We start from the raw sequence: 11,865 nt of genomic DNA, 5'->3' as shown, positions 1-11,865 counted from the left end.
GGATTTTTTATCTATCCTGCAGCAGGATAAAATTTTGCGCGATATTATCTTGATGCTAAAGTGGCGTCAAGGATCAGCGTTTGTGCGGCAATATGATGCAAAGACGTTGAGTGAAAAGGCAGACCAGAATTATATGAGTTGCAGACGATGACATTCAAATTCAACATCATGGGTAACAATGAGTTGCGGGACTATGCAAAGCGGGTTTACGGCCCTGTGTATGCCTTCCAATCCTGCTATGTTGTAGATGATGAGCGCGATATCATTTTCCTCGACCTTGGCGGCCATGGCGATCTTGCACCAGGCAGGGGAGAGTGCCCTACCTACTATAATTTACTCTGGCAAGGCATAGCCGTGGCCTTTGAAGCCTATGATGCCTTGCAACGAAATGGTGACGGCGTTACATTGATATTCACGATCACCAAATTCGTTGTCCCACCAGAGCTTGCGCAAGTGACGAACGAAATAAAAGGCACGCTCGTGGTTGCATCGCAGTGTTATTGGAATGGGCGCTATAAAAGGGAGTTGTTATTTGATGTGCGTTTTCCTTTGCTTGAATTGCCTTAGTTACCCTGTTCATACTGTGGATGCCGATGCGTGAATAGCTTAGGTTTATCAGTAATCCTTACATTTTTTATCTATGAGTGTTCAAGAAAATCCAGGCAAGAAAATTTTCTATATTTATCTCAAGATAGTACTGTTCATTATTTCTCTGCCGGTTATCTTGTTCATGCTAGTAGCTTATTCCATCTGGTCTGCTGAGCGGGATGCGAATGTGTTTTGCGACAAGATTGCGCTTGGCGCAGATATCATACCTATCATCAGGCAATTTGAAAAACAGACAGGATTTGAAAGAAAGCCTGGACATAAAGTGTCTGCCCGGCATTATGGATTTCCTGATGAGGGATTTGACAACGACGGTCATACTTTCTTGTTCCCGGCATTGATGTTCAGCAATGCCTATTGCCAGATTGATTTAACAGAAAATGGCAAAGTTAAATCAAAAAATGCCTATTTTCAGGCGGATTGATTGTTGAGTGAAGTGGTGAATACTCGATCTGCAAAATCGCTGGCCATTTCAGGAGTATGGATTTAGCGCAGATGGATCCCAGCCTGCGCTGGGATGACGTTAATACGGTCAAGTGAGTATTCAAATTTTTGTGATTTCAAGCAGTTTCAGCTTTCTCATCGCCCTTGTTTAATTCAGCCGCAATCTTAAAGTCGTCATTCCAGCGCAGGCTGGAATCCACCGGGCTGGCGCGCCAGCGGCGTTCGTCGCATTGGTATATCGCTGTTGTTGCCGTATCGTTCCGCAGTAGGGTGCGCCGTGCGCACCGTTTTTTTTAATCTGGCAATTTCAAAGTACAAACGGTGCGCATGGCGCACCCTACTGGTTAATCAGATGTAGCGGCAATGACACTTGCATTCACCCACAAGCATCATCAACGCCATCGCAACTTCACAAAGCCCCCACCCAGGCCAGCGCATCATCCGCAAAATGCCGCAGCAAGCGGGCCAGTTCGCGCACGTCTTCTTTTTTCCAGTCACTCAGCATTTTTTCTATGATCTTTTGTCGCGCACTGTCGAGCGCATCCGTCATGACGCGACCCTGTTCGGTGATGATGGCGGCCTTGACGCGGCCATCTTGCGGGCTGGGGCAGCGGCTGACCAGGCCCAGGCTATCGAGCTTGGCGATCTGGCGGCTGACGGTGCTGTGGTCGCGCCCCACCAGTTCTGCCAGCTCGACTATGCCTATGGGCCCCAGGCGTTCTATGCGTACCAGCAAGGGGAAGAGGGCGCGGTCAAGATCAATGCCCGCTGCCGCAATGAGGGCGGCATCTGGCTGCGGGCGGTTCAGCACGCCGGTGATATCCATCAGGGCACCGCGCAGTTCGCCAATTTCTTTCTTCATGTGGTAGTCCTTGCGTATTTCAATATGTGTGTATAATGCACGGATATTCAGTGCGTCCAATTTGAGCAAGCCTGAATAATTTCAGCAAAGGATAGCAGATATGAAAGCAGCAATTATAGTAGAAGCAGGCAAGCCACCCGTCTATGGTGATTTCAAGGAGCCAGCCGCAGGCGATGGCGAGGTGATGATCAGGGTGGTGGCAGCAGCGCTCAGCCCTGTGGTCAAAAGCCGGGCCTCGGGCAGGCATTATAGTTCCGCAGGCAGCCTGCCATTTGTGGTGGGTATTGATGGCGTAGGGCGTCTGGAAGACGGCAGCCGCGTCTATTTTGCCCTGCCGCAAGCGCCGTTTGGCAGCATGGCAGAAAAGACCGTAGTCAGGGTTGCGCAATGCATCGCCTTGCCAGATGCGCTTGATGATATCAAGGCGGCAGCCCTTGCCAACCCTGGCATGTCGGCCTGGGCCGCCATGCAGGAGAGAGCAAAGCTGGTGGCGGGTGAAACCGTGTTGATCAATGGCGCAACTGGCTCAGCAGGCCGCCTGGCAGTGCAGATTGCAAAGTACCTGGGCGCAAAGAAGGTGATTGCCACGGGCCGTAACAAACAGGCGCTGCAAACACTGCAAACCATAGGTGCAGACGTGGTGATTCCTCTGGATGATGACAAGCAAGCCATGGAAGAAGTCTTCAAACAGCAATTTGCACAAGGTATTGATGTGGTCGTCGATTACCTGTGGGGGCAGAGCGCAGAATTGCTGCTCATCGCCGCTGCCAAGGCAGGCAAAGAAGCCGTGCCCGTGCGCTTTGTGCAGGTCGGCTCAGTCAGTGGCGAAGACATCAATTTGCCAAGTGCGGTATTGCGTTCATCCTCCATCGTGCTCATGGGCAGCGGCATAGGCAGCATCCCACCCCAGCGCCTGTTCAAATCGATAGGCGAAGTATTGCATGCTGCCGTGCCAGGCGGGTTCGACATTGCGGTAGAGACGACACCCTTGTCTGCGGTGGCAGAAAACTGGGCCAAAGATGCCAACATGCCGAGGCTGGTGTTTACGATGGCGTGATGACTTTTTAAAGAATTGAGTTTTATTTTTTTGTACTTACTCAAAATTTCACTATCTCAATGGTGCACATGCTGTCATTGCGATTGAAAAGCAATTTTCAATCGCGTGACTTATTTTGCAGCTCCCATTTCTCACAAATTTGCGTCTTTATGCCTGGTGATTTGAGATATATTACTGCCTTCCTATCTCTATTTTTTAAAAACGCCTCTTTCCATGATCAAGAATTTTCTCTTTGCATCCACACTCGTCTTATTATCAAACGCTGCTAGTGCAAATACGATAGATAACGTTAATGAACTGCTCTCGACGGCAGGGAAGTGGGCTCGCAATGCGAGGAAATCTGACAACAGCTGGTCATTGAATCAGCAGGCACTCGTCATTGCTGAAAAAGTGCAGGACAAAACACCTCTATTGCTGTTAAGAGTCCTTACCCAAAAAATGGATCTGTATATCAAATCCGGGCAGCTTGATGAAGCTCAAAAAGTTTGTACACAGATACTTGCTTTTAAAGAGAAAAAACCGCAAATGGCAGGTTATTCGTATTCTGATTTCTTGAGCAAATATGCTCAATTGCTCATACTACAGGGGCAGCTTCCAGAAGCAGAAAAGCTGTCTCTTCAAGCTATCGAGGGATTTGGAAAAGTCAGCAGTGAAAAAATAGGGACCAGGCTGGATGAAGAGTTTGCCTTCCTTGGTAGCATATACATGCGCCAGAAAGAGTGGAATAAAGCCGAGAGTTATTTGAGACTGGCCGTTTTTCTTAACAAGGAAAAACGAGGGTCTGCCGTGGATAATACTTACAAAAAAAACGCGACGCTTGATCTGATCAAGGTTTATCAAGAGACGAAGCGTGGTGACCTGGCAAAGCAGGTGGAAGCTGATAAGCAAGAGCTGTTAAATCCCCCGGCTGTCATATGGAAAGTAGCGCTCGACCCAAAATACAAAGGCCCGACCCTGGTCAAAGAGAGTTGCAAGAATCCGCCGTTTCCGCCTGAAACTACCCGATACGAAATGGATGGTTCGATGAGCTTGAATTTCCTGATCGCAGAAGATGGCGAGGTGGTTGGTAAATATGCTTCCAGAAGCAGTGACTGGAAGCGCCTGGATGATCTTGCACTCGAGACCATAGCCCAATGCAAATTTACTGTGCCAACATATGAAGGCCGCCCTACCGTGGGATGGGCGTATTATGAATATGAATGGAAGACCAATCCTGGCGGCAAGCCCTATCCAAAACCAGAGTTGATCGACGCCAGTTGTAAATCAGACGGTTTTGAAGTGACACTCGCCACTGGCAAACCGCAAGACAACGATATCAGCTTCAAGATCAATATTGATGGAGAGCCTCACGGCATGCACAGCGGAAACTTCAAAGGAAATGGAAATCTGTATGGTGAACTGCTCGACGTACTCCTACAATGCAGGTTCAAACCAACGGTGATTGATGGTGAAGTGAGAGGCAACAAGGCGAGCATGCGTTTTATCCGTAAGCAGGCTGCCGATAAAGAAAAAATCAGTCAGTCGCAGTAGCGCGCTGCATTTTTCTAAGGAATAAGCAAGTATTGAACAGCTTGCACATATCCTGAATATACAATTGATGCAGATGGTGGATACCAGCATGGAAATCAATTTCACAAAATACCAGGCGCTCGGCAATGCCTATCTGGTTGTGGATGCCTCTGCCATAGAAATTGGCACGGAGGAGATCAAGCGTCTGTGCGATTTTCGTACCGGCATAGGCAGTGACGGCGTGTTGTTTGGCCCTACTTGTCCTGATGATGCCGACTTTGGTTTACGCATCATCAATCCAGATGGCAGCGAAGCTGAGAAGAGTGGCAATGGCCTGCGTATATTTTGCCAGTATCTGTACGACCAGGGGTTGGTTAACACGCAGGTGTTCACTGTCAAGACCAGGGGCGGCATCGTGCGGGCCAGGGTTTTTCCTGAGCAGCAGTTAGTGGAAGTGTCGATGGGGCAGGTCAGTTTTGATGCTGTGCAGATACCGGTGCTGGGGCCTGCGCGGGAAGTTTTGCTGGAAGAAATCGCTGTTGGTCAACGCAGCGTACAGGTATCTTGCGCGACCATAGGCAATCCGCATTGTGTGGTGCTGACGGATACGCTGGGAACAGAGCCTACTGAAGCCCTTGCGAGAGAACTGGGCCCTTTGCTGGAACATCATCTACTCTTCCCGAACCGCAGTAATGTGCAATTTTTGCGCGTGCTCGATCGCCAGAACATACAACTGGAAATCTGGGAACGTGGCGCAGGCTACACCCATGCATCCGGCAGCAGCAGTTGCGCCGCTGCCGCCGTGGCGCACAGGCTGGGGCTGGTTGATGCTAACCTGACGGTGCGCATGCGGGGTGGCGACATCACGATTGCCATTTCGCCTGAATTTGAAGTCACGATGACCGGGCCTGTGCTTGTGGTATGCCGTGGCGTGCTTGTAACGCGGGAGTCAGCCTGATTTACTCGCCGCAGCAAATGACGCCCACCTCGTACCGTACTGTATAGTAATTTCCTCTTGCGCTCCGTGGTAGCCTGACCTATCGTATTGTTAGATCACGAATTTTTGCAAGACTCAAGAACATGCGCTCAACTGTCCTTTTCGATATAACAAAGACTAGCTATGATGTGACGCTGTTTTTCAACGCCGGGTTCGTCCTTGTTGTGATTGCGTGTTTGATGCTCTTTGTCGATGCATGGCGAAAGCGCCTTGGTTATCCTCGTATGAATTGGCGCCGCCGGGGAGCAGAGTCTGGACCTGCTTTCCCGTTCAAGGTCATGGGTGCAGGTGCACTACTCAGTGTGCTGATCATTGCAAAAACATATTACGAATACGCGTCATTGCGTTCGGCCTACGAGAGTAGAAGCTGTGAATTGATTGATGGCACGATAAGAAATTTTCATCCAGGCCTGCATGCGAAAGGCAAGGGAAATGAAAGTTTTGACGTTGGCAATGCCCACCTGGCTTACTCAGCTTTTGATTCCTCACCCGGTTTTCACCAGGCCGCAGGCAATGGCGGAATCTTGAGAGATGGTCTTCACGTAAGGATGCAGCGCTGTGGCGCAGATATTGCATGGCTTGAGATGATAGAAAATCCCTGATTCAGCATACATCCCACAACACCATTTGAGATCATCACACGTTCAGATCAATGTTTTCATTGGGGATGGCGCTTTCATTGGTCTCGCGCTTGTCAACTTCGATGATCGCAACTGCGACCAAAATCTCCCACTGTTTTCAAAATAGTAATACACTTCTGCCTTTGATACGCAAACTGTTGCCGGCATGGATGCTTATATTCATCCCATTGTTTTCGCGGCCAGCTTCATGCACAACATGCACCATGACGCAACATGACATATAAAAAGCACTTTAAGGAAATTGATGATCAAAGTCTCGCAACTACAATTTGAGTATGGCAAGAAGCGCGTCTATGACGAGTTTTCGCTGACGCTGGACAAGCCCGGCGTGTATGGCCTGTTTGGCCGCAATGGCAGTGGCAAATCGACGCTGCTGAAGATTTTGTCAGGTTTGCTGTTCCCGCATGGTGGGCAGGTGGAGGTGCTGGGCTACAAGCCAGCAGCGCGCTTGCCGACTTTTCTGGAGCAGGTATATGTCGTGCCGGAAGAATTTCATCTGCCCGATATCAGCATGGCCGTGCTGCAAAAGACGCATGCACCGTTTTATCCGCGTTTTTCAGGCAGTGATTTTGCGCAGTATGCCGACATCTTTGAAATCCCGCGCGACAAGGGCTTTGCCGCGATGAGCCTGGGGCAAAAGAAGAAGGCAGTGATTGCCTTTGCCCTGGCAACCCACACGCCCCTGTTGCTGATGGATGAGCCCACCAATGGCCTCGACATTGTCGGACGCTCACAATTCAAGACTATCCTTGGTGGCAATGAACATGCGAACCGTACCGTGATCATCAGCACCCATCAGGCACATGATCTTGAGAGCCTGATGCACCATGTGCTGTTCGTCGATGGCGGCAAACTCGCCCTGTCGGCCAGCATGCAGACACTGCAACATGCGCTGCAACTCGGCGTCGCAGACGACCAGGCAGATACCGCCGGCAGCATTTACCAGGAAGCTTATGGCCAGCAATGGGCGTATATAGCGCGCAATACCACGGGTGAACCGGGCGCTGTTAATCTCGAATTATTGTACAAGGCGCTGAGCATCAATAAACAGGGTGTGCTGGATGCGGTGGCGAATTATCGGCAACCTCAATCCCAGCTTCAGTCTCAACCTCAGTTACAAGCTGCCAAGGATTTGCAATGACAGATTTTTTTGACATACAACGTTTTGGCCGCCTGCTGCGCGCACACTGGGCCGAGAGCTGGCGCGAATATGCGTGGTTTGCGGGGGTGCTGGCGATACTGGATTTGGTGATCATGGTCGTGATGGTTGCTCTTGATGTCGAGCACCGAAATGATCAGTTTACATATAATGCGCAGTCATTCTGGTATTTTACCGGCCTGTGGTGCTCTGCCCCGATCTTTACATGGCGGTATTTCAAATACCTGCAAAACCCCGGCGCTTGTCTGATCGGCCTGATGCGCCCGGCTTCGGTATTTGAAAAATGGCTCATGGCGTTTCTGGTCATCGGTCTTCTTTATCCGCTGGCTTACAGTTTGCTGTACGTCATATTGCATTATCCTGCTGTGCAATTGGCCAAGGCTGTCGTGGCCAACATGCCAGTCTGTGAGCATTGTGACCGCGATTTTCGTTTTTTCTTCCCTTTCCTGACAAGCGGCAGTACAACGGGGGATGACCACTCCTTTTTGTTCCATACCTATTCGTTTTTGCTACTCTCTTTTTCGCAGGCACTTGTTGCTGGTGGGGCGGTTTATTTCAGACGCTCTCCCGTGCTGCGTACGGCACTGGTCACGTTCTTTTTGGGCACACTGACCCTGCTGACAGGTATTGTGCCGCAAGCGGGTATATTCATGAGGAACTGGCGCTACACCGAAGCTTACGTTCACAGGCCGGTGGAATATGTACTCTCCTTTGGTCTGTGGCTGGGCGTGCCCGTGTTGTTATGGGGTGCACTCTATTTCCATATCCGGGAAAGGGAGGTCGCATGATGTCACGTCATTTTTCTAAAGCAGGTGCCTGGTTATTTGCTCTCGCCTTTGTCTGGTACCTCGCAGGCAATTATATGCTTGACCACCTGAGCAAAGAGCGGTTGGCTGAAGCTGAGATCATCCATGTCAGGGAACAATATGCTGATCTGGGCAACCATACCAAGGTGGTGCTGGATACTCAGGTTGATAGTCGCCGGGATGTGGGTAAGCTCAAACTCATCTTTGAGCCTGGCTTGACGCAGGTAAAAGTCAATAATCCCAATTTGCAGATTGCTGTCAGCATGCAGGCGGCCAGTGATGCTTTTCATATCAGACTAAGTTCAAGTAAGTCAGATTTGAGGTACCATCGATCTGAGGAAATAGAAATCCACTTGCCAGTGAGCGTCAGAAAGCTGGAATTTGCAGGTGATTCTGGCGCAGAAATCTCGGGCAGCTTCCCTGCACCTGAGACTGCGCTGGAATTGTCCATGCGAGATTGCGGCTCTCGTACCGACATCGGAGATTTGCAGGTAAGCCAGCTTAGGCTGGTGTCTCGCTGTGTGCCACCACCGACAAAAGAATGCTGTTCGATGACTTATTCTTTGAACAAAGACATGCGGGTCACAAAGCTTGAAGTGCAGATGCCTTTTGGTAACCTGGATATACATCCAGAGCGCTTGCCACAGCAAATCCTGCTGGATGTGGGGGAAGATGTGCAGATATCCGGCAGGCGCGAGTTTTTTAAATTGGCGCGTTTTGTGCCCGACAAATCCTGAGTAGAGCTGAGTGAAATGATGCTGCAGCAGGTTTTAATCTTGCTGCAGCATCAATTCATTTGCCTGTGCTCCAGAGTCAGGGTGACTTATGGCAATTAATTTCCCTGACAACGGGTATTTTTTAAAGGCTTTGCCATATGAAGATTGCTCCTGTGTCTAAAACCTTGTGTGTTGTATGCATAGTAGCGCTATCCGGCTGGCATCCCTACCTGGACTAGCGCAAACAAGCGATGCTGAAAAACGGGCCTTGATTGCCAGGGCAAGTGCTGGTGACAAGTCTGCTTACAATATTTTGCATCAGCGTGCAGAGCAAGGCGACATTGATGCGCAGAACATCTTTGCGACAATGCATCTTAAAGGCATAGGCGGAAAAGCCAATTATGCCGAGGCATTGAAATGGGTAAGGAAAGCTGCAGAGCAAGGGGATGCAGTCGCGCAAAGCAATCTCGCCACTATGTATGCCCAAGGCTTGGGCGTGACAAAAAACGATGCCGAAGCATTGAACTGGTTTCGCAAGTCAGCCAGTAGGGTGCGTCTTGACGCACCGTTTTTCTACGCTTTCCTGATCATTGAAGAGATGGTGCGTCAAGACGCACCCTACAAAAAAACGACGCCATGCAGTTTGCAGGCGTCGTTTTTTATTGTTCCTACGCGCGTAACGCATGAGCCTGGTGATCGGTTGACAAGCTACCTGCCGTTTAGAACAACAACACTAAGCCTCATGTCCTGTGGTTTTTTGCGTCAACGCAATGTATCCGGCCGGCGTTTTTGGCTTACGTAGCGACACTACGAGACGAAAAACGAAACGCAAAACGAAGTACAAAACTTAGCAAGCAACCCAAACATAAAGAGGGAAATATCATGAAAAAACTGATCACCGCCATCATCGCTTCCACAGTTGTTATGGGTAGCGCCTTTGCACAGACACCAGCATCCGCATCTGCTACTGCTGCATCCAAACCAGCAACAGCCGCAGCAGCAGCGAGTGTAGCGAAATCTTCACCGGCAGCCAAGGTAGTAGCCGCTTCTGCATCATCCAGTGCTTCTGCTGCAGCACCAGCAGCATCTGCTCCTGAAGCCAAGCCAGTAATGCATACAGGTGAAAAAGCTGCAAAACACACCAAGCACACCAAGAAAGAAGCAAAAGCAGCAGGTGCATCTGCCGCAGCCAGCGCAGCATCGAAATAAGTTTTAATCAGTAATTGTTGAACACTTACCGGCAGCACGGGCTGCCGGTGAATGAAGTAAAAAAACAAACCGCTCACAGACATATTAAGGATTATCACCATGAACAAACTTATTACCGCCCTGATCGCTTCCACAGTTTTGATGGGTAGCGCATTTGCACAGACACCTGCAGCGACAACTGCTACACCAGCAAAAGCAACACCAGCAGTGACGGCTGCAACTCCAGCTACCCCAGCAACAGTCGCAACAAGCACAGCAACACCAGCTGGCAAGGCAGTAACGACTGCAATGGCAACAAACACCACGGCAGCAGCTACATCTGTAACTACGCCTGCAACTACGCCGGCAGTTACACCAGCAGCTACACCAGCAACGCTAGAAGTCAAAACTGCAGCTGTGGAAAAAACAGCAGAGAAACATGAGAAACACGCCAAGCATGTTACCCATGAAAAGCATGCCAAGGCAAAAACTGAAGTGAAGACAGATGCGAAAACTGAAGTCAAGCCAGAAGTAAAAGCCGAGGTCAAAACTGACACAGCTAAAGTTGCAACAGCAGGCACAGGCAAGACAGCAACGCCAGCAACAAAATAAGTTGCAGGGTTTTTAGCAGCAGGCAATATCAGGTCTGAAAAAAAGACGCTTCATCATTCGCGATGAAGCGTCTTTTGTTATGCGCAACAGATGAGCCAGGTATCAGCGCGCCGATGCCACCAGCTTGATACCCAGCGCCATCATGACGCCACCTGCAGCGCGGTCCAGCCATTGTTTGTAGCGCAGATAAGTCGTGCGCGGTTTTTCTGAGGAAAGGGCAACGGCGACTATCGCATACCAGCTCGCTTCTATAATGAAGACACAAGCCAGCAGCAAAACATCAAAGCCCAGGCTTTGCGTGGCAGGCATGAAGGCGGCAAACACGCTGGCATACACGATCGATGTTTTTGGATTGCTGACCTGGGTAGTAAAACCCAGTAACAGCGATTTACGCAAATTGCGTTCACCTGATTGTTCGGTCGCAACAATCTGCAAAGGCTCAGCCGCACCACGCCAGATTTTGAAGCCCAGGTATGCCAGGTACAGCCCACCCAATACCTTCAGGGCGATAAACAGTACAGGCAAAGCCAGCAACACCCCCTGCAAGCCCAGCAAGGCCGCCAGCGCAAACAGCGTACCACCCATGCCCATGCCTATCGCAGCACTGACGCCCTCGGCACGGGTAGATGCCATCGCGGTGCGGGCTATCATCACAAAACTCGGGCCGGGGCTGACAACGCCGACAGTGAGTGCGGCGCAGATGCCGAGCAGGGGGGCGTAGTTTTCCATGGGAGTCCTTTGGCTGTTGCGGGGATGCCAGATTTTACCGCAGACTCTATATTTGCTAGATGTTTGATGCATAATCCGGTATTGAGCTCTCCGTTTAGTATATCTAGGAATTGCTGCCATGCCCCACACGCGAAATATCTTATTGTCTGTCACACTTGTGCTGGCGTGTATATCGCCTGTCCAAGTGTATGCAGATACTTTGAGGCTGGATACCTTGCCAGTGCAAAATTGCGAAACCAGTACGTCTTCGCAGGAGCACTGGCAGGCCGGACATCCTCCTGGCACAAGTTCAACATCTGGTGGCATGCCTTGCATCATCGGTATGCCAGATCCAGAAAACAGGTTTGCGCTGATTAAACTGAATGGGACAGTGATGCGCCTGATCCCCAGGAAAGACAGGGGATCACCGATACTAAGAAGCTGTTGCGAAATTAAATTAAAGGTTTAAGAAAGTTCCAGCAAATGAGAGAACAAGCCAACGAAAGAAATGCTTCGTGTGTCATAGCTAGTTTCTCATAACGCATTTTTAGACGACGGTA

14 protein-coding genes are annotated in these 11,865 nt (G+C 50.1%); 12 read left to right on the top strand and 2 right to left on the bottom strand.

All coding sequences use genetic code 11. The features are described from left to right. Positions 1-147 precede the first annotated feature (147 nt). On the top strand, positions 148-567 hold the full coding sequence (locus ACO0LL_RS27820; RefSeq protein WP_422954070.1) for a hypothetical protein: 420 nt from the start codon (positions 148-150) through the stop codon (positions 565-567). Positions 568-640: 73 nt separating this feature from the next. After that, the gene (locus ACO0LL_RS27815) at positions 641-1,030 is read left to right on the top strand and encodes a hypothetical protein (protein WP_422954069.1); all 390 of its coding nucleotides are present in this window, start codon (positions 641-643) and stop codon (positions 1,028-1,030) included. A gap of 429 nt (positions 1,031-1,459) precedes the next feature. Here ACO0LL_RS27815 and ACO0LL_RS27810 read toward each other — a convergent pair whose 3' ends face one another. Further along, a complete protein-coding gene (locus ACO0LL_RS27810; protein WP_422954068.1) occupies positions 1,460-1,912 on the bottom strand; it encodes a MarR family winged helix-turn-helix transcriptional regulator in 453 nt (150 codons plus the stop codon). Between the two features lie 100 nt (positions 1,913-2,012). Between ACO0LL_RS27810 and ACO0LL_RS27805 the strand changes: the two genes are divergently transcribed. The 10 genes from ACO0LL_RS27805 to ACO0LL_RS27760 all read left to right on the top strand — a co-directional run bounded on the left by ACO0LL_RS27805 (position 2,013) and on the right by ACO0LL_RS27760 (position 10,597). Beyond that, positions 2,013-2,969 carry a quinone oxidoreductase family protein gene (locus ACO0LL_RS27805; protein WP_422954067.1) on the top strand — a complete coding sequence of 319 codons (957 nt, stop codon included), beginning with the start codon at positions 2,013-2,015 and terminating at the stop codon, positions 2,967-2,969. Between the two features lie 213 nt (positions 2,970-3,182). Beyond that, complete coding sequence (locus tag ACO0LL_RS27800; protein WP_422954066.1) at positions 3,183-4,499, top strand: energy transducer TonB; 1,317 nt, start codon at positions 3,183-3,185, stop codon at positions 4,497-4,499. Positions 4,500-4,587: 88 nt separating this feature from the next. Next, positions 4,588-5,436, top strand: coding sequence for a diaminopimelate epimerase (dapF, locus tag ACO0LL_RS27795; protein ID WP_422954065.1), 849 nt, complete (start codon positions 4,588-4,590; stop codon positions 5,434-5,436). Positions 5,437-5,558: 122 nt separating this feature from the next. Then, positions 5,559-6,077: a hypothetical protein gene (locus ACO0LL_RS27790; RefSeq protein ID WP_422954064.1), complete on the top strand. Its 519-nt coding sequence runs from the start codon at positions 5,559-5,561 to the stop codon at positions 6,075-6,077. A gap of 283 nt (positions 6,078-6,360) precedes the next feature. Then, a complete protein-coding gene (locus ACO0LL_RS27785) occupies positions 6,361-7,257 on the top strand; it encodes an ATP-binding cassette domain-containing protein (protein ID WP_422954063.1) in 897 nt (298 codons plus the stop codon). Next, positions 7,254-8,063 (top strand): hypothetical protein, encoded by an 810-nt coding sequence (locus ACO0LL_RS27780; protein ID WP_422954062.1) that lies wholly within the window; start codon positions 7,254-7,256, stop codon positions 8,061-8,063. Before ACO0LL_RS27785 ends, ACO0LL_RS27780 begins: the two co-directional genes overlap by 4 nt. Continuing rightward, the gene (locus tag ACO0LL_RS27775; RefSeq protein ID WP_422954061.1) at positions 8,060-8,818 is read left to right on the top strand and encodes a hypothetical protein; all 759 of its coding nucleotides are present in this window, start codon (positions 8,060-8,062) and stop codon (positions 8,816-8,818) included. The genes ACO0LL_RS27780 and ACO0LL_RS27775 overlap by 4 nt, the downstream gene beginning before the upstream one ends. A gap of 247 nt (positions 8,819-9,065) precedes the next feature. Next, the gene (locus tag ACO0LL_RS27770; protein WP_422954060.1) at positions 9,066-9,599 is read left to right on the top strand and encodes a tetratricopeptide repeat protein; all 534 of its coding nucleotides are present in this window, start codon (positions 9,066-9,068) and stop codon (positions 9,597-9,599) included. Between the two features lie 80 nt (positions 9,600-9,679). Continuing rightward, on the top strand, positions 9,680-10,006 hold the full coding sequence (locus ACO0LL_RS27765) for a hypothetical protein (protein WP_422954059.1): 327 nt from the start codon (positions 9,680-9,682) through the stop codon (positions 10,004-10,006). A 99-nt stretch (positions 10,007-10,105) separates the two neighbouring features. After that, a complete protein-coding gene (locus ACO0LL_RS27760; protein WP_422954058.1) occupies positions 10,106-10,597 on the top strand; it encodes a hypothetical protein in 492 nt (163 codons plus the stop codon). Positions 10,598-10,699: 102 nt separating this feature from the next. Here ACO0LL_RS27760 and ACO0LL_RS27755 read toward each other — a convergent pair whose 3' ends face one another. Next, positions 10,700-11,326, bottom strand: coding sequence for a LysE family translocator (locus ACO0LL_RS27755; RefSeq protein ID WP_422954057.1), 627 nt, complete (start codon positions 11,324-11,326; stop codon positions 10,700-10,702). Between the last annotated feature and the right edge of the window lie 539 nt (positions 11,327-11,865).

The sequence above is a fragment of the Undibacterium sp. TC4M20W genome, assembly GCF_049340245.1.
GTDB lineage: Bacteria > Pseudomonadota > Gammaproteobacteria > Burkholderiales > Burkholderiaceae_D > Undibacterium.
Note: the sequence above shows the minus strand (reverse complement) of the source record. Positions and strands in the feature narration are given on the sequence as shown.